Consider the following 23,321-nt stretch of genomic DNA (forward strand, 5'->3'; position numbering starts at 1 on the left):
TCCGGCCGGCCCGGGACGGGCGGCGGCGCACCGGCGGTCCGCCGCGGGTGCGCCGCCGCCCGTCCGCGGCTCCGCCGCCCCCGGCGGCCCGGTCAGTGCGCCTTGCGGGCGACGGCGAAGACGCGGCGGAACGGGAAGGCGGTGCCGTGCGGGCCCGGCGGGTAGGCGGCGCGCAGCCGTTCGCGGTACTCGTCGAGGAACGCGTCCTGGGCGCGCGGATCGTCGGCGAGCGCGGTCAGGACGGGGCGCAGGGCCGTCCCGCGCACCCACTCCAGGACCGGGTCGGTGCCCTGGAGGAGCCGGACGTAGGTGGTCTCCCAGACGTCGGCCGCGCAGCCGAGGTCCGCGAGCCGCTGGAGGTACTCGTAGGGCTCCAGGATGTGCACGTAGCGTCTGCCCTGTTCGCCGAGGCGTTCCCGCCAGCGGGGGGTGTCGCACAGCTCTCCCAGCAGGGCGTGGCTGGGGGCGATGAAGTTGCCGGGGACCTGGAAGGCGAGGACGCCGCCCGGTGGCAGGGCCTCCAGCCAGGACTTGAAGGATTCCGCGTGGCCGCGCACCCACTGGAGGGCCGCGCTGGAGACGATGAGGTCGAACTCGCCCGGCGGCTCCCACTGCCCGATGTCGGCCGGGGCGAAATCCAGCCGTCCCCCGCCCGGGGTGGGGCCCGCGTGGACCGCGGCCGCGGCCAGCATCTCCGGGGAGCTGTCATAGCCGGTGATGTGCGCGTCTAACCACCGGTCGGCCAGCAGCGCCGTGACGTTGCCCGGGCCGCAGCCCAGGTCGGCGATGCGCGGCGGGCGCCCGGTGTCGGGCAGCTCGGGAATGCGCGTGAGCAGGTCGAGGAAGGGGCGGGTGCGGTGATCGGCGTGCTGGAGGTAGACCTGCGGGTCCCAGACGGGAACGGATGGCATGAAGGGCCTCCTTGCGTACGACGGACCTGCCGTGCCTGTCGGCGGTCCCGGCGCCCGGAGCCTTCCACCTGCGGAGGCCCGGCACCCCTCAGCGTGCGGGAGCTTTTGTCTTGACGTCAAGAAACTTTACGGCGAGCGAACTACTACACTGGCCGCCATGGAGGACGAGGTCGACCGACTGGTGGCAGCATGGCGCCGTGAACGCCCCGATCTCGACGTGGAGCCGCTGGAAGTACTCAGCCGGGTGAGCCGACTCGCCCGCCACCTCGACCGGGCCCGGCGCATCGCGTTCTCCGAGCACAACCTCGAACCGTGGGAGTTCGACGTGCTCACCTCGCTGCGCCGGGCTGGCGCACCCTACCAGCTCTCCCCCGGACAGCTCCTCACCCAGACGCTCGTCACCTCCGGCACCATGACGAACCGCATCGACCGGCTCGCGAAGAAGGGCCTGGTGGAACGGCTGCCCGACCCCAGCGACCGGCGCGGCGTCCTCGTCCGCCTCACCACCGAGGGCCGCAACCGCGCCGACCAGGCCCTGGCCGGACTCCTCGCGCAGGAACGCGCCATCCTGGCCGAGCTGTCCTCCGGCCAGCGCCTGGAACTGGCCGCCCTCCTGCGCCGCCTCACCGCCCCCTTCGACAACGTCCCCGCCTGACCACCCCGCTCCGCCCCGGGATCGATGCGGGCGAAGACCTTCGCTGTTTTCGCCAAGCCTCGCACCGCGAGGCCCTCATGGACCGGTTCAGGGGAGGGGGTGGGGTTCGGCGGGGGTGAGGCCGGCGCGGCGGGCCAGGGCGACGGCGGCCAGCGTCGAGTGCACGCCCAGCTTGCCCAGCACGTTCTGCATGTGGGTGCGGACGGTGTGCGGGGACAGGAACAGCCGTTCCGCCACCGCCTTGCGGCCCAGGCCCGCCACCATGCAGCGCAGCACCTCCTGCTCGCGCGGCGTCAGCGAGGCGAGGAGCCGCTCGTGCTCGCTGCGGTGCCGGGCCCCGGCCGTCAGCTCCCGCAGCACGCCGGTGAGCAGGACGGGCGGCACGTGCGTCTCCCCGCGCACGACTCCGCGCACCACCTGGAGGAGCCGGGCCAGTGACGTGTCCTTGGCCACCCACCCGGCGGCCCCGGCCTGGAGCGCGGCGGCGGCGCGGCGCGGGTCCTGGCCGCCGGCGGCCAGGACCACCGTGCGCAGCCCGGGGTGGACGCGGCGCACCCGGGTCAGCAGCGCCGCGTCCTCCCCCGGTGCGGCGAGGGGCGGGGCGGCCGGGACGGCGGGCGGGCGCGGGCCCTCGTCCGGCGCCACGTCGATCAGTTCGGCGTCGACGAGCAGCACCCCGAAGGGGCGTCCGGCCGCGGCGGCCCGGGACAGGCAGTGCAGTGCCGCCGCGCCGCTGCCCGCCGCGGCCACCTCGACGTCCGGTTCTGCTCCGAGCGCGGCCCCCAGCGACTCGGCGAAGACGCGGTGGCCGTACGCCACCAGCACCCGGATGCGCTGCACACCCACCCCGTCCCACCCCCGTCCGGCCCACGGCGTCGTCTGCCAGCGTACGGACGCCCTGCGGGAACGGAAGGCCGCTCGGGGAAAGTGGCCGGTGCCTGTCGCACCGGACGCCTCCGGTGGCCCGGTGTCCACCTTCGGCACCGCGGCCGACAGGGCCAGCCGCGTCCGGCTGCGGGACCGCGACACCCGCCGCTCCCCCGTGTCCGCCGCGCTGCGCGGGGCATCCCGGCGGGCGGGAACAGGCGCTGGAGGTCTGCGCCCGGCCGGTGGACGCCCGTCCGCCGGAGAGGGCGGGCGGGCTCACCGGCCGGCCACGTGTGCGTCAAGGAGCCGGGCTGACCCGCCGCACGCCGGCGGAGGGCACCGCCTCGAAGAGGCGGGGCGGGCGGTGGCCCGCGCGGGCGAAGGCCGCGGTGACGGCGTCCCCGACCTCGGCCGTCGCGTCCTGCTCGACGAGGACGACGGCCGAGCCGCCGAAGCCGCCGCCCGTCATGCGGGCGCCGAGCGCCCCGGCGGCGTTCGCCGCTGCCACGGCCAGGTCCAGTTCCGGGCAGGAGACGGCGTAGTCGTCGCGCAGGGAGGCGTGGCCCGCCGTCAGGACCGGGCCGACGTCCCGGGGGCGGCCCGCGTCGAGCAGGCCGACCACCTCCGCGACGCGGGCGTTCTCGGTGACGACGTGCCGCACGAGGCGGGGAAGACGCGGATCGTCCACGGCGCGGCGCAGCCGCTCCAGCGTCTCGTCCAGCCCTTCGGGTGCCACGTCGCGGAGCGCGGGCACTCCGAGCGCCCGCGCGGCGCGCTCACACCCGGCGCGCCGCTCGGCGTACGCGCCGTCGGTGAGCGCGTGCTTCACCCGGGTGTCCACGACGAGGAGGCGCAGTCCGGCGGTGGTGAGGTCGAAGGGGACCGCGCGCACCGCGAGGTCGCGGGTGTCCAGGTGCAGCGCGTGGCCGGCGGTGCAGCAGGCGCTCGCCATCTGGTCCATGACCCCGCAGGGCACGCCGACGTGGACGTTCTCCGCGGCCTGGCAGACGCGGGCCAGTTCCGGCCGGGTCAGGCCGAGGCCGTAGAGGTCGTTCAGCGCGGCGGCCGTGGCGACCTCCAGGGCGGCGGAGGAGGAGAGTCCGGCGCCGGTCGGCACGGTGGAGGTGAAGGCCAGGTCCGCGCCGCCCACCTGGTGCCCGGCCTCGCGCAGGACGGCCAGGACGCCCTCGGGGTAGGCCGTCCAGCCCTGCGTGGCGCCGTCCGAGACGAGCCGCAGGCCGGGTCCGGGCCGCCGGGTGGCGGTGACCCGGGTGGTGTGCGGGAGAGCGAGCGGCAGGACGAAGCCGTCGTTGTAGTCGGTGTGCTCGCCGATGAGGTTGACGCGGCCGGGCGCCTCCCACACCACGGCGCCGAGGTCGGCGGCGGTCACGTGGCGGCCCCGCGCCCGGCGGCCGGTTCCGCCTGCTGGGCGAACGTCCAGGCGTCGGCGATGATGTCCGCCAGTTCCGGGCGCCTGGGCCGCCAGCCCAGCCGCTGCCGTGCCCGTTCCGCCGAGGCGACGAGGACGGCCGGGTCCCCGGGGCGGCGCGGCGCCGGCCGCGCGGGGACGGGCCGGCCGGTGACCTCCCGCGCGGCCTCGACGACCTGGCGCACGGAGAAGCCGCTGCCGTTCCCCAGGTTGCACACCAGGTGCTCGCCGGGTGCCGCCGCGTCCAGGGCGAGCAGGTGGGCCTCGGCCAGGTCCGCGACGTGGATGTAGTCGCGCACGCAGGTGCCGTCGGGCGTGGGGTAGTCCTCGCCGTAGACCGCGACGGACGGGCGGCTGCCCCGCGCCGCCTCCAGCACCAGGGGGATCAGGTGCGACTCGGGGTCGTGCCGTTCCCCGTAGCGGCCGTAGGCCCCGGCCACGTTGAAGTAGCGCAGCGAGACGGCGGCCAGGCCGTGCGCCGCGCACTCCCCCGCGATCATGTGGTCGACGGCGAGTTTGGTGGCGCCGTACGGGCTGGTGGGAGCCGTGGGGGCGTCCTCGGTGAGCAGGCCGGTGCCGGGTTCGCCGTACACGGCGGCGGTGGAGGAGAACACCAGGCGCCGCACGTCCGCCTCGCGCATGGCGGCCAGCAGGTCCATGGTGCCGCCGACGTTGTTGCGCCAGTAGGCGGCCGGGTCGGCGACGGACTCGCCGACCTGGGAGCTGGCGGCGAAGTGCAGCACCGCGTCGAAGGAGCCGAGCGGCTGCCCGGCGCGTTCCAGCGCCCCGGCCGCGTCCTGCACGCGTCCCTCGGCGAACCGGGCGTCCGCCGGTACGGCGGCGCGGAAGCCGGTGGACAGGTCGTCCAGGACCGTCACCCGGTGTCCGGCCTCCAGCAGGTGCGCCGCGACGACGCTTCCCACGTACCCGGCCCCGCCGGTCACCAGGAACGTCCCCTGGTCCGTGCCCGTCATGCGCTCGCCACCTCCCGGAGCCGCCGCGCCGCCGCTTCCGGCGACACGTCGTTGATGAAGGCGCCCATGCCCGATTCCGAGCCCGCCAGGTGTTTCAGCTTCCCGCTCGCGCGGCGGATGGTGAACAGCTCCAGGTGCAGGGCGAAGTCCGCGCGGGCGGCGTCGTCCCGGCGGCCGGTGGGCGCCTGGTGCCAGCCCGCAATGTACGGGGTCGGCGGCTGGTCCGGCCCGAAGACGCGGTCGAAGCGGCGCAGCAGTTCGAGGTAGACGCCGGGGAACCCGGCGCGCGCCGCGTCGTCCAGTCCGGTGAGGTCCGCCACCCGGCGCCGGGGGTAGAGGTGCACCTCGTAGGGCCAGCGCGCGGCGTGGGGGACGAAGGCCGTCCAGTGGTCGGTCTCCAGCACGACGCGGGTGCCCTCGGCCCGTTCCCGCGCGAGGACCGTGTCGAACAGGTTCTCCCCGGTGCGTGCCCGGTGGGCGGCGAGCGCCCGCAGCGCGTCGGCGGTGTGCGGGGTGACGAAGGGGTAGGCGTAGATCTGGCCGTGCGGGTGGGCGAGCGTGACGCCGATCTCCGCGCCCCGGTTCTCGAAGCAGTACACCTGCGCGACGCCCGGGAGGCGGGACAGCTCGGCGGTGCGGTCCGTCCAGGCGGCCAGCACCAGGGCGGCCCGTTCCTCGGTGAGGGAGGCGAACGACGCCTCGTGGTCGTCGGTGAAGCAGACGACCTCGCAGCGGCCCCGCCCGCCGGCGAAGGACGGGAAGCGGTTCTCGAACACGGCCACCTCGTAGCCGTCGTCCGGGATCTCGCCGGACCGGCCGTCCCGCGTGGGGCACAGCGGGCAGGCGTCGGCGGGCGGGTGGTAGGTGCGGGACTGGCGGTGCGCGGTGACGGCGACGTGCTGGTCGCGCAGCGGGTCGTAGCGCGTCTGCGTGGTGATCTCCACGTGTGGCAGCGGGCGGCGGTCGACGGCGGTGCGCACGGCGTCGTCCCGGCTGTCGTAGTAGATCAGCTCACGGCCGTCCGCCAGCCGTGTCGGCGTCTTCTTCACCGGGCGTTCCTCATGATGCGTGGCCTCATCGTGCGTCCCTCACCGTGCGGATCTCGCCGTGCGTCACCTCAACGTGCGCCCATTTCCAACACGAACGAACACAATGAAGCACAAAGCAACAGCCGCGGTCAAGGGGTGCGCCGCTCAGCGCTCCGCGGTGCCGCGTTCGCGCGCGCGGTCCAGCAGTCCGGTGCGGGCCGCGAACGCCGCCGCCTCCAGCCGGGAGCCCACCTCCAGCTTCACCAGCACGCGCTGGACGTGGGTGCGGGCCGTGCTGGACGCGATGCCCATCCCGGCGGCGATGCGGCGGGTGTCCTCGCCGTCCGCCACCCGGGCCAGCACCTCCGCCTCGCGCGGCGTCAGCAGGGCCAGCAGCCGCGCCGCCTCGTCGCCCGGCCCCGCCGCCGGGTGCAGTAACTCGGTGAACGCCTCCGCCAGGAGGTGCGGCGCGACGGCCGCCTCCCCCGCCCGCGCCCGCACCAGCGCCCGCTCCACGCACTCCACCCGCTCGTCGCTGCGGACGTAGCCGCACGCGCCCGCCGCGAAGGCGGCGGCCAGCCCGTACGGGCTCGGGACGGGGCCCAGCACGACGACGGCGATCTGCGGACGCTCGCGCCGGATGCGGGCCACCGCCTCGAAGGCGCCGGCCTCGGCCGGGTGGCCCGTGCCCCACACGCACACCTCCGGCATGCGCCGCACCACCAGCTCGACCGTCCCGGCGGGGCGCGGGACGGCGGTTCCCGGTGCCGCGGCGGCCGGGGGCGGGGCGGCCGGTGCCGCGGCGGCCGGGGGCGGGGCCTTGGGGACGGCGGAGGCGGCAGCGGGGGCGGCCGGGGACGCCGCCGCGGCGACGACGCGGTGGCCGCGCAGCCGGAGCGCGGACGCCAGCGCCTCGGCCAGCAGCCGGTGCTCGTCCACCACCATGACCCGCATGCCCATCGACCCGCCCCCACTCAACCGGTTCCGGCAAGTTACCGGCTCCCCGCGCCCGGCGCCGCCCTTCGCGGACGTTCGGCCGGGAACAGCGCACCGCGGACACGACCGCGCCGGTCCCGCCACCCGGGGGCGGCGGGACCGGCGCGGCACGAGAGGCGGCGCGGGGGGCGGCGCGTCAGCGGAAGACGGCCAGCTCACCCTTGTTCAGGGACGTGTCCCGGTACACCGACTCCGAGACGAGGACGAGCGTGCCCTCGTGCCACAGCGACCGTCCGTCACCCTGCTGGGCGATACGGCTCAGTTCCTCCTCCTCCTTGGGGAGCTTCAGGTACTCGCTGCCCTCGCCCGTCGCCAGGTCGAGCGCGTAGAGCACGCCGCTCTCGCCGTAGCCCCCGCCCTCGTAGGTGAGCAACTGGCCCTCGTACAGGGCCAGCGGGCTCGTCCTGTTGCCGGTGGACGACTCCGAGACCCACCGGTTCTTGCCGGTCGACAGGTCGATGGCGACGATCTCGTTCACCCGGGAGTCGTCGGCTCCGGGGTGCATCTTGGTGGCCAGGAAGAGCGTGTTGCTGTCCTTGTCCACGAGCGCGTTGTAGCAGTCCGCGGGGCCGATGCCGGTGCAGGCGACGTCGAACCGCTCCTCGGTGTCCACGCTGATCTTCTGGGCGACCGAGGCTTTGCGGCCGTCCACCGTGAGCGTCATGATCTCGTTGAAGAAGATCGAGCCGCCGTTGCCCGCGCTGACGCCCAGCACCAGCGGATCGGTGGACAGCACGCGCTGGACCTCGATGCCGGCCGGCGCCTCCCACTCCCACTGGGTCTTGCCCGCCGCGTCCAGCGACTGGAGCTTGTACTCGTCGCCGAACCCGCACTCCACCAGCGACAGGAACTCCTCGCCGCCGAGGTAGGCGCGGTCACGGCAGTCGGTGTACTCCTCCTTGGCCTTCCACAGCAGCTCGCCGTCGTCCGTGGCGTAGGCGGCCGAACCGCCGTTCCAGGCGACGCCCGCCACGTCGGTGGTCAGCGCCGCGTGCGGGTAGCTGACGTCCGGGTAGTCCTCGCCGTCCTTGGCCGGGAGGTCCTTGCGCCACAGCTCCTTGCCCGCCGCCAGGTCGATCAGCATGATCTTCTCGCACTTGCCGCCCCACACGATGAACGCCTTGTCGTCCACCGCCTGGTGCGCCGCCGTGCAGTGCCGGGCGCGCGGGATCTTGATCTCCCACGCCTGGTCACCCGACTCCAGGTCGAAGGCCACGACGCGGCCCACCGAGTACTTCACCACGGTGTCACCGGCGAACCAGGTGCCGGGCGTGTCCTGGATGATCTCTTCCTTGACCACCGGGGACTCGGTGCTCCAGAGGAGTTCGGCCGAGCCGTCCCGGGCCGCCGGAACGTTGCCGCCCTCGTCGACGTCGCCGCCCTTGCCCTCGCTGGTGCCCGTGGGACCGCCCTTGGCCACGTCGTCCTCGTCGTCACCGCCCGAGGTGATGAAGAAGACGGCGCCCACGGCGATCAGGGCGACCGCCACCACCGAGGCGATGACCAGGAGCAGCTTCTTGTTCGCGCCGCCACCGGACCCGCCCGCGCCCGGGAGGGGCTGCGTGGGGAACTGCCCGTACGGGCCGGGCTGGCCGTACGGGCCCGGCTGCCCGTACGGACCCGGCTGACCCGGCTGCCCGTACGGACCGGGCTGACCCGGCTGCCCGTAGGGGCCCGGCTGACCCGGCTGGCCGTACGGACCGGGCTGGCCCGGGTAGCCGTAACCGGGCTGCGGGGAGCCGGGCGGCTGCCCCGGGGCCTGCGGGTAGCCGTAACCGGGCTGGGGGGCGCCGGGCGGCTGGTTCGGCGGTGCGCCCGGCGGCTGCTTCTGGAGGGACGGCCCTTCCGCGGGCGGCTGCCGGTACCCGTAGCCGGGCTCCGGCGGGGCACCGAAACCGCCCTCGGCCGGCGGGGCCGGCGACTGCTCGGGCTGCTGGGACCCGGGCTGCTCGGACGCGTGTCCCTCCGGCGGCTCGGACGGCCGGTCCTCCGGCTGCCGGTCCTCCGGCGGCTCGGGTGGCTGGTTCGGCGGCTGCTGGGGTGGCGGCGGCTGCGACATCATGATCCTTCTGCGCACGCGCGGACCGACTGCCCTGCCCCTCATTCCCCCGTAGGGACGAGCGAATCGGACATCTGGCCCGCCGACTTTGCGTCATTCCTCGGCTGTTGAGCGAAGCCCTTTGTACCACCGGACACCGTCACGCCCCCGGCCGGTTCCGCCCGCCGTCACTGCTCCTCGGCCAGCTCCAGCCAGCGCAGCTCCAACCCGTCCTTCTCCTCGGTGAGTTCGCGCAGCTCACCGTCGAGCCGGGCCACGCGCTCGAAGTCGGTCGCGTGCTCGGCCATCTCGGCGTGCAGCGCGGTCTCCTTCTCACCGATCCGGTCGAGCCGCCGCTCGATGCGCTGCAACTCCTTCTGCGCCGCCCGCGACGCGGCGGCCTGCTTGGCGGCGGCCTGCTTGCCCTGGCCGCCGTCGGCGGCCTTCCCCGCCGCGGCCGGGGCCGCCGACGGCGACGCGGTCGGCCCGGCGCCCTCCCTGGCCCGCGCGCGGCGCTCCAGGTACTCGTCGATGCCCCGCGGCAGCATCCGCAGGCTGCGGTCACCCAGCAGCGCGAACACCCGGTCGGTGGTGCGCTCGACGAAGAACCGGTCGTGGCTGATGACGACGAGGGAGCCGGGCCAGCCGTCGAGCAGGTCCTCGAGCTGGGTCAGCGTCTCGATGTCCAGGTCGTTGGTCGGCTCGTCCATGAACAGGACGTTGGGCTCGTCCATGAGCAGCCGCAGGAGCTGGAGACGGCGGCGCTCACCGCCGGAGAGGTCCCCGACAGGCGTCCACTGCTTCTCCTTGGTGAAGCCGAACCGCTCGCACAGCTGGGAGGCGGTCATCTCCCGCCCCCCGCCGAGGTCCACCCGGCCGCGCACCTGCTCGACGGCCTCCAGCACCCGCAGCGCCGGGTCCAGCTCGGCCACCTCCTGCGACAGGTACGCCAGCCGCACCGTCCGGCCGACCGTGACGCGCCCGGCGGCGGGCTGCCGTTCCCCGTCGCTGAACGCCGCGTCGGCCAGGGCGCGCAGCAGCGACGTCTTGCCCGCGCCGTTGACGCCGACCAGCGCCACCCGGTCCCCCGGGCCGACCTGCCAGGTGAGGTGCTCGATCAGCGTCCTGGGACCGGCCTGGACGGTGACGTCCTCCAGCTCGAACACCGTCTTGCCCAGGCGGGAGCCCGCGAACCGCATCAGTTCCGCACTGTCGCGCGGCGGCGGCTCGTTCTCGATCAGCGCGTTCGCCGCCTCGATGCGGAAGCGCGGCTTGCTGGTGCGGGCCGGGGCGCCCCGGCGCAGCCAGGCCAGCTCCTTGCGCATGAGGTTCTTCCGCTTGGCCTCCTCGGTGGCTGCGATGCGCTCCCGCTCGGCCCGCGCGAAGACGTAGTCGCTGTAGCCGCCCTCGTACTCGTGCACCACCCCGCGCTGCACGTCCCACATCCGCGTGCAGACCTGGTCGAGGAACCAGCGGTCGTGGGTGACGCACACGAGCGCGGAGCGCCGGGCCCGCAGGTGCGCGGCGAGCCAGGCGATGCCCTCGACGTCGAGGTGGTTGGTGGGCTCGTCCAGCGCGATGAGGTCCTGCTCGGCGATGAGCAGCTTGGCCAGCGCGATGCGGCGCCGCTCGCCGCCGGACAGCGGACCGATGACGGTGTCCATGCCGTCGGCGAAGCCGGGCAGGTCCAGGCCGCCGAAGAGGCCGGTGAGCACGTCGCGCACCCGGGCCACGCCCGCCCACTCGTGGTCGGCCAGCTCCCCGAGCACCTCCTGGCGCACGGTGGCGGCCGGGTCGAGCGAGTCGTGCTGCGTCAGCACGCCGAGCCGCAGCCCTCCCGCGTGGGTGACCCGCCCGGAGTCGGCCGGTTCCAGCCGGGCCAGGACGCGCACGAGCGTCGTCTTCCCGTCCCCGTTGCGGCCGACGACGCCGATCCGCTCGCCCTCGTTCACCCCGAGGGAGACGCCGTCAAGCAGGGTGCGCAACGTGTACGCCTTGCTGACGGCTTCCAGGTTGACGAGGTTGACGGCCATGAGGTCGGGCTCCTTGCGAGGTGGGGGCAACGGCCACCCTAGTCGCCCCCGGCCGTGCCCCCGCACGTCCCCGTCGCCGGGCCCGCGCACCCCGGCTCCGGCCTACCCGGCGTTGAGGATCTCCGCCACGACCGGGCCCGCGTTGGTGCCGCCGTGCCCGGACGCGGGGATCAGCGCGGCGGCGGCCAGGTCGTCGCTGAAGCCGATGAACCAGGCGTTGGGCAGCTCCTGCGCGTCGACCTCGGCCGAACCCGTCTTGCCGCCCTTGTCGCCGCCGACGGAGGCCATCGCCTCCTGCGCGGTGCCGCTGGTGGCGGTCGTCCGCATCAGCGAGCGCAGTTCCTCGGCCAGTGCCGGACTCATCGGCCGGGGCGCCGTCGCCAGGGCGCGGCCGTCCACGTCCTGCGGGACGATGACCGGCTGGTGGAAGGCGCCCGCCTTCACCGTGGCCGCCACCGACGCCATGATCAGCGGGTTCGCCCGCACGCCGCCCTGCCCGATGAGCGAGGCGGCCATCTGGGCGTCGGACTGGACCGGCACCGCGCCGTCGAACGTGCCGGTGCCGACCGACCAGGTCAGGCCGATGCCGAACAGGTCGCGGGCCTGCTGGGTGAGGTCGTCGTCCGACAGCTCCGGCGCCTGGCTGATGAAGGCGGTGTTGCAGGAGCGGGCGAAGCTCTGCCGGAACGTGCCGCCCTGGATCTCGAACTCGTCGAGGTTCTGGAACTTCCACCCGCCGTGCGTGAAGAACTTGGGGCACGGGTGCGGGGCGTCGGCGGAGGCGAGGCCCTTCTCGATCAGCATCGAGGCACTGACGACCTTGAACGTGGAGCCGGGCGCGAGCGAGCCGCGCAGGGCGGAGTTGAAGCCGCCCGCCGGGGTGCTGGCGACGGCCAGGATCTCCCCGGTGCTGGGCCTGATCGCCACGGCCGACCCCTTGGCCTTGCCCTCCAGGGCCGCCTGCGCGGCCTTCTGGAGCCCGGCGTCCAGCGTCGTGCGCACCGTGCCGGGGGTGCCTTCGGTCAGCTTCTTGAGCACCTTCTTGTCCTTGCCGTCCGCGCCCACGACGCGGGTCACGATCCCCGGCTCGCCCCCGGCGGAGTCCGTGTACCGGCGGGTGACGTCGGCCAGGACGGCGGCCAGCTCCGGGTACTCCTTGGCGGTCAGCTCCTGGCCGTCCCGGTCCACGGTGACGACCTCGGGATCGCCCGCGGCGTCGGTGACGAGGGTGTCGCCCTCGGCCAGCTCCGGGTGGAGGACGGCGGGCTCCCAGTCGACGACGGGCTCGCCGTCCGCGCCGCGCACGACGGTCAGCCCGGAGGTGTAGGCGAGGCTCGCGGTCTGCTCCTGGTGGGTGATGGAGGCGGTGACGTCGAAGGGGACCTCGGCGCCCGCCGGGGTCCCCTCGGTGAGGTCCACCGCCGTGACGCCCGCGTCCTTCGTGAAGGCGGCCAGGGCCTTGGCGGCGGCGGTCTCGTCATCGGTGAGCGCGGCGGCCTCCGCGGTGTCGCCGGACTCCCAGGCGGTCAGGAACGCCCCCGCCGCCGTGCGCACCTCGGTGGCGCTGGGCGGCCCGGTGGGTGCGGCCCCCGGCTTGCTGTCGTCCTGGCTCGTGCGGAGCACGCCCGGGTCGTTCCCGGACTGCGTGCCCTCACCACCGACGAACGCGTAGGCACCGAATCCCGCGGCCCCCACGGCGGCGGCGCAGACGGCACCGATCACCGCCATCTTCTGACCGTCTCGCATAAGTCGCTGACCCCTCCACCCCACCCCGGCAGCCACCGGGGACTCCCCAGGCACCCTAGAGCACGCCCGTCGCGCAGGGCATCGGCGGACGTGGGGCCCGCCACGGTCCGTTGCAGGGCTGTGACACGCTCGGGCTGGACTTCTCCCGCGGGCGGCCGGACGCCGTCAGATCCAGGTGCCCAGCCACATGCGGGCCCGCCACTGGTCCATGGACAGCTCGCCCGCGGTGTACAGCGGCCAGAAGTAGACGAAGCCCCCGGCCCCACGGCCCGCATGGCGTTGACCAGCCAGTTTGTTACTCAGCAAGGGGATGTTCGTCGCCCTGGGCCGTCTCTGGGCCGTGATCATGGTTTCGGGGTCGCTGGAACAGGTTGTCCACGGCCTGCCGCGTGCGGCCTTCGCTGCTCGGCATCAGATGCGTGTAGGTCCGCAGGGTGAATCCCGGGTCGCTGTGGCCAAGGTACTGACTCAAGGCCCGGACGTTCTCCCCGGCGTCCAGCAGCAGCGAGGCGTAGAAGTGCCTCAGCGCGTGCATGCCGTGCTCCCTCGCGCTCGCGTACCGCTCCCCTTCTTCCCGCGCCGGGAGTACACCGGCGTCCACGAGAGCGGGCTTCCAGACGTGATCGTTGAAGTGGCTCACCCGGACGTGCAGCCCCCGTGTCCCGCTGAGGAGGAGCTGACGGGTCACTGGGGGTCCCTCCGGGGTCCGCCACGGCAGAGTGACCTCTATGGGCGGAAACCGCTTCAGGTGGGCGCGGAGGGCGTCACTGACGGCTTCGGGCAAGGGCACATCCCGCACCTTCCCGCCCTTCGGCGGCGCGAACACGTACTTCCCCCGAATCCGCTTGAGTTGGTGCCGCACCGCGACCCAACCGCCATCATGGTCCAGCTCGTCGAGCGACAGCCCGAACACCTCCCCCTGCCGCATCCCGCACCCGGCGCCGACTGTCACGGCGACCCGGAACCGCTCGGGCAACGCGGTCCGGACGGCGTCGACCTGGTCCAGAGTCCACGGCACAACCGGGGCCGGGCTCTCCCTGGGCAACTTGACCGAGCGCGCCTTGCACGGGTTTTTGCTCAACACGCCGTCGTCCACGGCGGCGCTCAGCACAGCCGAGACCGTGCCGACGATGATCCGTCGATGCGACGCTGCCGGGACGCTCGTTTCAAGCGCCGCAATCCAGTCGCGGATGTGACTGGGCTGGAAGGAACCGAGGGGGCGGCTTCCGAAGTACGGATAGGCGTGCAGCCGCAGCCGACGTTCAGCAGCTTCACGGCTGTTGACCTCCCCCGCGTGCGCCGCCACCCAACGTCCCGCGTACTGCTGGAACGTCGTCCGGCTGGTCTTGGGGTCGGTGTACTGGCCCCGGCTCATGTCTGCTTCGACGGCGTTGAGCCAGTCCTCAGCCCGCCGTTTCTGCCGGTCGGGGAAGCTCTTGGACTTCTCCGTTCCGTCCGGGCCGATGTACCGGGCGCGGTAGCGCATGCCGGTGCCGTGGCGGTCGGTCTTGACGCGTCGGGGCTTGCCGTTGGCGTCGGGTTCGGTCTTGTACCAACGGTCTTGGACGTGTCCGGCCATTCCGGGAGCTCTCCTACTGGCTAGCGGCAAGTGCGCAGGTGGAGGCGCTTGCTGGGGGGTGTGGTGGCCCGGTACTGGCTAGTGGCAAGTTGCCCAGTGGCCAGTACCGGGAGTGGCCGTCAGGCGGCGTCTTGTGCTGCGAGCTGGGTGATCCAGGCGTGGACGGCGGCGGGGTCGTAGCGCAGGTGCTTGCCGACGCGGAAGCCGGGCGGCCCGGTGCGTTTGCGGCGCCAGGCGTAGACCGTCTCGACGGGCACGGCCAAGAGGGAGGCGAGGTCTTCGGGGGTGAGGTAGCGGTCGGGGAGGCCGCCGCACAGCGTGGCGCGGGGGTCCGGACCGGGCTTGGTGACCATGGGTTTGGTTACTCCTTGTGTCCGGATCTGGGCGTGGAGAGGGCGTGAGTTGGCGGTCCTAGAGAGTTGGGGGATCGCAGCGTCCGCAGCGTCCTAGCGTCCGCAGGCGCGTGTTTGCGCAGGTGGAGTGGGCTGTGAGGTGTGGACGCTGGTTGGACGCTGCGGACGCTGGACGGTTCGAGCGTCCGCAGCGTGGTTGGTGCTCCGGGCCGCTTCGGTGCGGCCCGGCCCGGCACGGTAGCCGGTGGGTTTGCCGTGGTCAGGCGGTTAGGGGGAGGCGTCCGGCGTGGGCTGGTCGGGCCAGAGGGGGCCTTGCCGGGGTGTGGACGCTGCGGGGTCGTTGGCGGGGGCGCGGGTGAGGATGAGCAGTCGGTGGCGGTGCCGGTCCTGGCTACGCTGCGTGTCGTCCACGGCGACGCCGATGGAGCGCAGGAGCGGGGCGAGGCGTTTGACGCGTCCGCTGGCGCGGGTGGCGTCCTTGGGCCAGTTCGGCGGACGGACCGGCCCCGGTGTGGGGAGGGCGTCCAGGAGTTGGGCGGCGGTGCCCTGCCAGGTGCCCGCCTGTTCGACCAGGTGGGAGATGGCCATGGCGAACGGGTCGCCTTCCAGGGCGTCGCTGGCGACGTTGGCTGAGGTGGCCAGGTAGTCGCCCAGGGTGTTCCAGCCCTGGGTGCGGTCCACGGCGGCCAGGACGCGGGCGAAGTCGGCCATGCGCGGCATCGACTCCAGACGCACGTGCGGGAGTTCGGCCAGCACGGCGGCCAGCACGTCGCACAGCGCGCCCAAGGCCGCGGGGCGTGCCGTCCCGAACGCGGCGTCCAGTTCCTCTTCGCTGCGCCGCTGGTGCGCCTCGATGAGGTTGAGGTCGAGCATCAGCACGCGCTCGGCCAGGTCCCCGGCCAATGCGCCGGCGTCGATGGTGGTCATGGCCAGCACCCGGCGGAAGGTGAGGACGACGACGTCGTCGTCGGTGTACAGAGCCCGGTCCACCACGCCGTCACCGGTGACGGCCTTGCACAGGGTGTCGGAGAGCCACGGCGGGATGGTGGAGACGTTGTCCAGGCACAGAGCCCAGGAGGTGAACGCCTGCCGCGACCACGCCTTCTCGTCGCGTGGCTGGCTGCGCTTGGCGGCCGGTGAGGGGTCGATGAGGTTGATGAACATCTGCGCGGCCTTGGACTTGCCCGTGCCCTGTTCTCCCTTGCAGACCAGGGCTGGGTGGGGGATGTCGGGAATCCAGGCTGCGGCCAGCCAGGCGACGAGCTGGCGGAAGGCGGGGGTGTCCATGTTCACCAGCGCGTGGAGCTGGGCCAGGCCGTCGCCGTCGCGGACGGGTTCGGGCATGGGCGCCATCGCGCCCGAGCGGCGGAAGAGGACCGGCGAGCGGTCCCGCACGGTCCAGGAGCCGGGAGAGATGACCACGGCGCGGCCGTCCGCAGTGCCCAGGTCCACCACCACGGCCCCGTCAGCGGCCCGGCCCACCCGTAGATGCACGGGGGTGGGGTCGGTGTCCTCCGCGATGCCTTCCAGGACGGTCATGGCGTCGGCCAGCGCGGACTGGGAGGCGACTTCCCCGGGGTAGGCGTCCGCGAAGGCGCGGGCGAGCCGCTGCCGCACACCGGTCCGGCCCCGCAACGGCAGGGCGATGTTCGGGCCGTCCAGCGCCACGGCGTAGGGACGGCCATCCGTCGAGATCACGAACCGGTACTGCTGGCGAGCCATGTCCACGATCCGCGCGGCAGCCGGGGCCTTCTTCCCCCCACCGTCACCGCCCCCCGAACCCGCGTTCACGCCGTCCGGCGCCGTGTTCACGGTGCCGGGTGCGGTGTTCACCGGGTTGGGCCGGGCGTTCATGGGACCGTTCACGGTGCTCACGGGCCGGACGGTGCCGTTCACCGGTCGGGGGGCGCCGTTCACGGTCGTGTTCACGGCGTTCATACGGTCACCGCCTGGTCGTCGGGACCGCCACACACGCGGCGGGGCCGGGGGGCGTGCAGGCAGCCGGACCGCACCGCCGAACGCGGCGTACGCGAGCGGACCGGGGTCGATCCGCACTGGTCAGGGGGCGACTGGTGGCCGACCCGATCGGCCACCCGGTGGGGCGACCACCGAGCGGTGAACACCGGGTGGTGGGCGTGAGCGAGTCGGGCCAGGATCAGCCAGACCGGATGAACACCTGTGGCCGACTGATCGGCGCTGACCTGCGTGACGGCACCCGTCACACCCGCCGTCACACTCGGCGTCGTGGTCGGGCCACCGGTCCCCGGACCGGACACCGCAGTGTCCGGGTCGCCGGTCATCTCGGTGACCGCACCCGTTGCCGCCGCATGAGCGCAGATGACCAGGGCCAGCAGCAGGGGAAGGCGGTCGGCCTTGCGCTCATTGCAGGCCCGGCACGCCAGCATCAGCGAAGTGACAGACCACGAGCGCCACAGCGACAGCGGCACCACGTGGTCGAGCGTCGCTTCACGCAAGCTGGTGAACGGACGACGGCAGTACCAACACCGCGCCCCGTGACGGCGGGCAAGCTGGTCCTTCCGCAACCGCCGCCGCGCGGCGCTCGGACAGCCCCGCTCCCTCATGCCGCACCCGCCAGGTGCGCAGTCGGGGCCGGGACGCCGAAGACGCGCGTAACGGCCCGCGCGGCGGCATGCAGGTACTCCAGCGGCGGCACCTGCGAGTGCCCCTTCCGTACCCGGTCCAGCAGCGCGTCAACAGCCAGCTCGGCCGCCGCGTCCAGTGCGGTCACGTCGCTGGCCAGCATCCCGAACCAGACCGCGTACCGAACCTCCCCGTCGTCGTCCAAGTCCTCGCACCGTAGACATACCCCCGGCGTCAGCGTCAGTAGCGCCAGCAGCTCACCGAACGACAGGTAGGCACGCGCCGCCACCTCGACCCGCGTCGGCTCCCGCGACTCAGCGTCGCCGAACACGTCCACTCCATCGACCAACCGACCGACCGTCGCGCTACTCTCGTCGTGCATCTGGAGACCCCAATCTCGTTGGATGCGCAGCCCTGGCGGGTGGCACCCCGCCAGGGCGTACGTGTTTCGACCATGGGCAGGCGCCAGCTTGGCTAGGTCGCGCCTGTCGTTCGGCCTTGCTCAGCTCTAGAGTGTTCTAGAGCGGCCATCTCGTCAAGAGGTGTGCTGAAGCGCTTTAGAGCGGAGGGTCTTCATGGTGGACAACGGCCAGCAGGCGATGCCCCCCTACCGGCGGATCGCTGCGAAGATCAGGCAGCGAATCGAGCGTGGGGAACTTCTGCCGGGGGACCGCATTCCTTCCGTCCGGGAGATCGAGCGGACGGAGGGGGTATCCACAGCGACCGCCACGCGTGTAGCTGCGGTTCTGCGCTCCGAGGGGTTCGCAGAGTCAATTCCGGGTGTTGGCACGATCGTGAGTGCACGGCGTCGCCAGACGACGGGGCCTGATCGGCTCACCATGCTGCGAGCGGGTGGCAGCGGCTTCCGCGATGGCGAGCGAACCGAGGTGCTGTTCTCTGAGTTGGTCCCGGCCCCTGAGTCCGTCGCGGCAGCCTTCGGGCTGTCTGAGGGGGAGGACGTAGTGCAGCGGGAACGCGTCTACAAGGACGGCCAAGGGGTCGTGAGCCTTTCGACTTCGTGGCTGCCGGGTGTGTTCGCTGAGTCGGCGCCGGAACTGCTGTCCACCGATCCGCTGCCGAAGATGACGTTCGGCCTCGTGGAAGAGCGGACCGGCCGTCGCGCCGTCCGCCGACGGGACGTTGTGGCCATCAGGCCAGTGCCCAGTGATGTGGCCGAAGTGCTGGGGGTCGAGCCTGACAGTCCAGCGCTCACGATGACTAATTGCTACTGGGACCAGCACGGCGAAATGACTGAGTACGCGATCGATTTCCTTGGGCCAGGCCGGGAGCTCTCTGCTGAGTATGAGCTCGACTGACCTCAGCGCCTGACGCTTCCGCCTAGCGGTGGGAAGGGAGCTCTGACCCGCCGTTGCAGGGACGTACGACCGGCATCCGCACAGGAGCTGCTAGAAGCTAGACAGCTGGTCAGAAGGTGCTTGCACTGCTAGGGCCGCTGCTAGACCTAGCACACATTGTCGCTAGGTCTAGCAGCGGTTCCCCGGGACTCCGGTGAAGATGCTGGACGGCCGCCGTAGTCACCATCGCTCGTCGGCACGACCCTTGGCAGCCGCAGTGCGAGCGCGTGGCGACTGTGGCGCCGTCCGGCCGCGATCGTAGGGGCAGACAAGAGGAGCACCCGGCACCCGGAGCGGTGTGCTCCTCTTGTCTGCCGGGGGCCGTGGCTACACAGCGTGCCAGGGAGGGAGACAGACCCCTTACGCGGGACGAATTCGCGGTCTCCTGCCCCGCCCGGCATAGGGCTTCTCCCGCCTCCCTGACTCCCTGAAACGGCCTACGTGCCTGTTCAGCGGGGGCGAGAGGCGGAGGGAGGCGTTCAGGGAGAACTCCCTGCCTCCCTGAACGCCTCCCTCCACTCTGTGTGACTGTAACCGGGGCCTCAGTGCGTGGCCCGGACCAGCTCTTAGCGGGGGGAGGCAAGGTGTCAGCGGGGGTGTCAGCCGCCCCGGGGCCGGGTTTCTATAGGTCAACGCGTGCGCGCACGTGAGCTGACACCCGGCTGACACCCCTCTGACACCCTGCCTGACACCCCGATACGACCACCTGACACCCCCGGATCACTGGGCTGACACCCCACCTGACACCGGCTGACACCCCCTGAGTGCCAGGTGAGGTGTCAGCCGGTGTCACTGCTGCTGGGAAGGGGTGTCAGCCCGTATGAGCGCCCAGGGGCACAGCGGAACAACAGCTCTTAAGGGAGGCGTTGCGGGGGCGCACAGTTGTGGCCCTGGCGTGGAGCGGGGAGGCTGGAACATCCCCGGGCGGGTGTGTCGTGGAGAAGGTTCGCGAGGTGCGTTGGCTTTCCTCCCCGGCCGGAAGCGTCCCGTCTCCCCACGGCCCGCATGCTGGGAACGGGTCGGCCGGCACGGCCCTGACGCCCTGCCGAAGCCAGTCGGCCGGGCATGCGAGACCGCTAGCGTCCACACACCTCCCCCTCCTAAGAGCATCTTTGACCTGGGAAAACGCGTGCCTGATCACGGGGTGTGCCCGGACGCTGCGGACACTGTTGGACACTAGACGAAACGTTTAGCGTCCACACCAAAACGGCAGCTCAGACGGGGTGCGGAAGGGGCTTCGGACGCTGCGGACGCTGTATCCCCTTAGCTCTCTCAGAAGAGTGAAAGCCAGGGGTGCCGGAGCGTGTGAAGAGGAACGCGCGGGCAGCGGGACTCCACGATGCTTTTAAAGGGGCGCCCCCTGAAAAGCCCCACCGGCCCCGTGCGGGCCGGAGATCGTGGCGGCACTGAGCGTGGCGCCCCTGTCGTGTCACCCTGTCGTCTGTCACCTGTCTGTCGTGTGTCTGTCGTCTGTCGCCCCGCAGATCAAAGGGGGGTCACAGGTGTTTCGACAGGCTTTGGGGGTCCGGCCGGGAGTGGGCGACAGGCGACAGTCTGCGGACACGCGACGGGAGAAGAAGCCACCCGCCGCACGGCTGTGGCCTCTTCCTGCCGGCACACGGCTCCTGGGCAGTGGAGGGCGCCCCCACTGCCCAGGAGTGCCAGAGCGGGAAGGACGAGGGGCATCAGGGCCTCCAAACCCGGGTTCTCGTGGTCGCCCAGGTCAGGCCACTATCCGCTAGCGGCCTGGTCAGGTGCGGTGTTGGCCGCTAGCGGGGCCGCTAACGCTAGCGAGCGGGGCCGCTAGCGTTAGCGGCCCCGAAGGGACAGCATGCGGACCACCCGCCCCGGCCGCCGCCAGTACGCCGACAACGCCCACGGCCATAGGCGCCCGGCAGTCGTCGGCCGAAGGCCGTCCTTCTCGCCCCTCCCCCGGGCCGGGCTCCGGGCCGTCTGTGGGCCGTCAAGGGGCGACCAACGACGACCGGCGACGGCCGACAACGCCCGGTGTGCGCCGGGCGTCGTCGGCCGTCGTAAGCCGCGTTTTCGCAGCTAGATCCACGTGGAGAGCCACATGCGGGCCCGCCACTGGTCCATGGACAGCTCGCCCGCGGTGTACAGCGGCCAGAAGTAGACGAAGTTCCACGCGACCAGGAGCACGACGACGCCGCAGGCCACCAGGCCGACGGCGCGGCGCCCCTCGGTGACGCCCGGTGGCCCGGCCACCGCGCCCAGCAGCATCGCCACCGCCAGGCACAGGAACGGCACGAACACGACGGCGTAGAAGAAGAAGATGGTGCGTTCCTGGTAGAGGAACCACGGCAGGTACCCGGCGGCCACCCCGCACAGCACGGCCCCGGCCCGCCAGTCGCGGCGCAGCGCCCAGCGGTAGAGGGCGTAGACGAGCGCGGCGCAGCCCACCCACCACAGCACGGGCGTGCCCAGCGCCAGCACCTCCTGGGCACAGCCGCTCGGCTCGGTGCAGCCCGGGTCGCCGTAGTCCTGCGACTCGTAGTGGTAGGAGACGGGCCGCCCGTTCACCAGCCAGCTGAACGGGTTGGAGTCGTAGGCGTGTTCGTCGGTGAGGCCGACGTGGAACTCGTAGACCTGCGCCTCGTAGTGCCACAGGCTGCGCAGCGGCCCCGGCACCCAGCTCCACGCGCTGTCCGCGCCCGCGCCGGTGTGCCAGTCGCGGTAGTAGCCGCCTCCGGTGGCGAACCAGCCCGTCCACGAGGCGAGGTAGACGACGGCGGCGACGGGCACCAGCGAGACGAACGCCGGGACGGCGTCGCGCAGCAGCGTGGTGCGGGCCGGTCGCCGGGCCCCCGCGGTGCGGCGGGCGTTGAGGTCCCAGACGACGGTGAGCAGCCCGAAGGCGGCCAGCACGTACAGGCCGCTCCACTTGGTGCCGACGGCCAGGCCCAGGCACACTCCGGCGGCCAGCCGCCACGGGCGCAGGCCGAGGTTCAGCCGGTCGGCGACGCCCCGCGCCTCCCCCGGGCCCCGGCCGCCGGGTGGCCCGGAGGGCAGGGCTGCGGCCAGCCGGGCGCGGGAGTGGTCCCGGTCGGCCAGCAGGCAGCCGAACGCGGCCAGCACGAAGAACATCAGCACCAGGTCGAGCAGCGCGGTGCGGCTCATGACGAAGTGCAGCCCGTCCACGGCCATGAGCGCCCCGGCGAGGCAGCCGAGCGCCGTGGAGCGCAGCAGCCGCCGCCCGACGCGGCACAGCATCAGCACCGACAGGGCGCCGAGCACGGCCACCATGAAGCGCCAGCCGAACGGTGTGAGCCCGAAGAACTGCTCGCCCAGCGCGATGACCCACTTGCCGACCGGCGGGTGCACCACGTAGGACGGGTCGCCGCTGAGCGGGATCACCTGCGGATCGGCCAGGATCTGCTGGTTGGCGCTCTCCGGCCAGGCACCCTCGTAGCCCAGTTCGCGCAGCGCCCAGGCGTCCTTGGCGTAGTACGTCTCGTCGAATATCACGTCGTGCGGATGGCCCAGCCGCCAGAACCGCAGCAGCCCCGCGAACAGGGCCACCAGCAGCGGTCCGCCCCAGCCGCGCCACCGCGGTTCCACCCCGAGCGCGGACCACACCCGGATGCCGGAACGGGGGAAGGACGGCACCAGCCGCTCGCGCACGTCCGGGCGGGACGGCGGCACGTACCCGTAGCGGCGCAGCCGGTCCTGCCAGGCCGTCGGGGCGTCGTGCTCGGGGGCCGCGCTCTGCTCGGCGGGCGTCGCGGTCTCACTGCTCACCGGGACATCGTAGGGAACGGCCGCGCCGGTGCCCCGCGGCCGCCCGCCCGGCGGGGCACGTGCGGGGCGCGTGCGGGCGCCGGACGGGTGCGAGGATGGGGCGGTGACCGGAACCCTCGTACTCGCAGGCACGCCCATCGGCGACGTCACCGACGCCCCGCCGCGGCTGGCCGTGGAACTGGCCGGGGCGGACATCGTCGCCGCCGAGGACACCCGGCGGCTGCGGCGGCTCACCCAGGCGCTCGGCGTCCAGCCCGGCGGGCGGGTCGTCTCGTACTTCGAGGGCAACGAGGCCGCGCGCACCCCGGAGCTGGCCGAGGCCCTGGCGGGCGGGGCGCGGGTGCTGCTGGTGACGGACGCGGGCATGCCGTCCGTCTCCGACCCCGGCTACCGGCTGGTGGCCGCCGCCGTGGACCGGGGCGTCGCGGTGACCGCCGTACCCGGTCCCTCCGCCGTCCTGACCGCCCTCGCGGTGTCCGGGCTGCCGGTGGACCGGTTCTGCTTCGAGGGCTTCCTGCCGCGCAAGGCGGGCGAGCGCCGGACCCGGCTCGCGGAGGCGGCCGGGGAGCGGCGCACCCTCGTCTACTTCGAGGCGCCGCACCGGCTCGCGGCGACGCTGGCCGCGATGGCGGAGGCGTTCGGCTCCGACCGTCCGGCGGCGGTGTGCCGGGAGCTGACGAAGACCTACGAGGAGGTCAGGCGCGGTCCGCTCTCGGAACTGGCCGCCTGGGCCGAGGGCGGCGTGCGCGGGGAGATCACCGTCGTGGTGTCCGGTGCCCCGGAGCCCGGCCCGCAGGAGCTGGACGCGGCGGAGCTGGCGCGGCGCGTGGCCGCCCGCGAGGAGGCGGGCGAACCCCGCAAGGAGGCCATCGCGGCGGTGGCCAGGCAGGCGGGCGTCCCCAAGCGCGAGGTCTTCGACGCGGTCGTCGCCGCGAAACGCGCCTGACGCCCCGGCCGACCCGCCCGACCTGCCCGGCGCCCCGGCCCTCCGCCCTGC

Annotated in this window: 19 protein-coding genes; 3 read left to right on the forward strand and 16 right to left on the reverse strand. The window is 73.1% G+C overall.

Annotated elements, in window-relative coordinates; translation table 11 throughout:
- Window positions 1–92: 92 nt before the first annotated feature.
- Complete coding sequence (locus V1J52_RS14870; protein WP_330140266.1) at window positions 93–911, reverse strand: trans-aconitate 2-methyltransferase; 819 nt, start codon at window positions 909–911, stop codon at window positions 93–95.
- A gap of 157 nt (window positions 912–1,068) precedes the next feature.
- On the opposite strand from V1J52_RS14870, the gene V1J52_RS14875 reads away from it, so the two are divergent.
- A complete protein-coding gene (locus tag V1J52_RS14875; RefSeq protein WP_330140267.1) occupies window positions 1,069–1,566 on the forward strand; it encodes a MarR family winged helix-turn-helix transcriptional regulator in 498 nt (165 codons plus the stop codon).
- 87 nt (window positions 1,567–1,653) lie between these two features.
- On the opposite strand, the gene V1J52_RS14880 is transcribed toward V1J52_RS14875, so the two are convergent.
- The 14 genes from V1J52_RS14880 to V1J52_RS14945 all read right to left on the reverse strand — a co-directional run bounded on the left by V1J52_RS14880 (window position 1,654) and on the right by V1J52_RS14945 (window position 17,541).
- Window positions 1,654–2,406 carry a helix-turn-helix transcriptional regulator gene (locus tag V1J52_RS14880; protein ID WP_330140573.1) on the reverse strand — a complete coding sequence of 251 codons (753 nt, stop codon included), beginning with the start codon at window positions 2,404–2,406 and terminating at the stop codon, window positions 1,654–1,656.
- Window positions 2,407–2,731: 325 nt separating this feature from the next.
- Window positions 2,732–3,823 (reverse strand): galactokinase, encoded by a 1,092-nt coding sequence (locus V1J52_RS14885; RefSeq protein WP_330140269.1) that lies wholly within the window; start codon window positions 3,821–3,823, stop codon window positions 2,732–2,734.
- A complete protein-coding gene (gene galE / locus V1J52_RS14890; protein WP_330140270.1) occupies window positions 3,820–4,836 on the reverse strand; it encodes a UDP-glucose 4-epimerase GalE in 1,017 nt (338 codons plus the stop codon). Before galE ends, V1J52_RS14885 begins: the two co-directional genes overlap by 4 nt.
- The gene (gene galT / locus V1J52_RS14895) at window positions 4,833–5,885 is read right to left on the reverse strand and encodes a galactose-1-phosphate uridylyltransferase (protein WP_330140271.1); all 1,053 of its coding nucleotides are present in this window, start codon (window positions 5,883–5,885) and stop codon (window positions 4,833–4,835) included. The genes galE and galT overlap by 4 nt, the downstream gene beginning before the upstream one ends.
- Window positions 5,886–6,029: 144 nt before the next feature.
- Window positions 6,030–6,824 carry a helix-turn-helix transcriptional regulator gene (locus V1J52_RS14900; protein WP_330140272.1) on the reverse strand — a complete coding sequence of 265 codons (795 nt, stop codon included), beginning with the start codon at window positions 6,822–6,824 and terminating at the stop codon, window positions 6,030–6,032.
- A 172-nt stretch (window positions 6,825–6,996) separates the two neighbouring features.
- Entirely contained in the window at window positions 6,997–8,922 is a 1,926-nt protein-coding gene (locus V1J52_RS14905; RefSeq protein ID WP_330140273.1) for an outer membrane protein assembly factor BamB family protein, read from the reverse strand.
- Between the two features lie 164 nt (window positions 8,923–9,086).
- Complete coding sequence (locus V1J52_RS14910; protein WP_330140274.1) at window positions 9,087–10,931, reverse strand: ABC-F family ATP-binding cassette domain-containing protein; 1,845 nt, start codon at window positions 10,929–10,931, stop codon at window positions 9,087–9,089.
- Window positions 10,932–11,033: 102 nt separating this feature from the next.
- Complete coding sequence (locus V1J52_RS14915; protein ID WP_330140275.1) at window positions 11,034–12,677, reverse strand: penicillin-binding transpeptidase domain-containing protein; 1,644 nt, start codon at window positions 12,675–12,677, stop codon at window positions 11,034–11,036.
- A gap of 165 nt (window positions 12,678–12,842) precedes the next feature.
- Window positions 12,843–12,983 (reverse strand): hypothetical protein, encoded by a 141-nt coding sequence (locus tag V1J52_RS14920; protein WP_330140276.1) that lies wholly within the window; start codon window positions 12,981–12,983, stop codon window positions 12,843–12,845.
- Complete coding sequence (locus V1J52_RS14925; protein WP_330140277.1) at window positions 12,973–14,256, reverse strand: tyrosine-type recombinase/integrase; 1,284 nt, start codon at window positions 14,254–14,256, stop codon at window positions 12,973–12,975. Before V1J52_RS14925 ends, V1J52_RS14920 begins: the two co-directional genes overlap by 11 nt.
- Window positions 14,257–14,375: 119 nt before the next feature.
- Complete coding sequence (locus V1J52_RS14930; RefSeq protein ID WP_330140278.1) at window positions 14,376–14,609, reverse strand: helix-turn-helix domain-containing protein; 234 nt, start codon at window positions 14,607–14,609, stop codon at window positions 14,376–14,378.
- Between the two features lie 267 nt (window positions 14,610–14,876).
- Window positions 14,877–16,484 carry an AICE element replication initiation protein gene (locus V1J52_RS14935; protein WP_330140279.1) on the reverse strand — a complete coding sequence of 536 codons (1,608 nt, stop codon included), beginning with the start codon at window positions 16,482–16,484 and terminating at the stop codon, window positions 14,877–14,879.
- Window positions 16,485–16,543: 59 nt separating this feature from the next.
- On the reverse strand, window positions 16,544–17,191 hold the full coding sequence (locus V1J52_RS14940; RefSeq protein WP_330140280.1) for an HNH endonuclease: 648 nt from the start codon (window positions 17,189–17,191) through the stop codon (window positions 16,544–16,546).
- A complete protein-coding gene (locus tag V1J52_RS14945) occupies window positions 17,188–17,541 on the reverse strand; it encodes a hypothetical protein (RefSeq protein WP_330140281.1) in 354 nt (117 codons plus the stop codon). Before V1J52_RS14945 ends, V1J52_RS14940 begins: the two co-directional genes overlap by 4 nt.
- A gap of 244 nt (window positions 17,542–17,785) precedes the next feature.
- Here V1J52_RS14945 and V1J52_RS14950 point away from each other — a divergent pair, with 244 nt between their 5' ends.
- Window positions 17,786–18,526, forward strand: a complete 741-nt coding sequence (locus V1J52_RS14950) for a GntR family transcriptional regulator (RefSeq protein WP_330140282.1) — start codon at window positions 17,786–17,788, stop codon at window positions 18,524–18,526.
- A gap of 2,091 nt (window positions 18,527–20,617) precedes the next feature.
- Here the strand turns inward: V1J52_RS14950 and V1J52_RS14955 are convergent.
- The gene (locus tag V1J52_RS14955) at window positions 20,618–22,324 is read right to left on the reverse strand and encodes a dolichyl-phosphate-mannose--protein mannosyltransferase (RefSeq protein WP_330140283.1); all 1,707 of its coding nucleotides are present in this window, start codon (window positions 22,322–22,324) and stop codon (window positions 20,618–20,620) included.
- Window positions 22,325–22,427: 103 nt separating this feature from the next.
- Between V1J52_RS14955 and rsmI the strand changes: the two genes are divergently transcribed.
- Window positions 22,428–23,270 (forward strand): 16S rRNA (cytidine(1402)-2'-O)-methyltransferase, encoded by an 843-nt coding sequence (gene rsmI, locus V1J52_RS14960; RefSeq protein ID WP_330140284.1) that lies wholly within the window; start codon window positions 22,428–22,430, stop codon window positions 23,268–23,270.
- Window positions 23,271–23,321: the final 51 nt, after the last annotated feature.

It is taken from the genome of Streptomyces solitudinis (genome assembly GCF_036323765.1).
GTDB lineage: Bacteria > Actinomycetota > Actinomycetes > Streptomycetales > Streptomycetaceae > Streptomyces.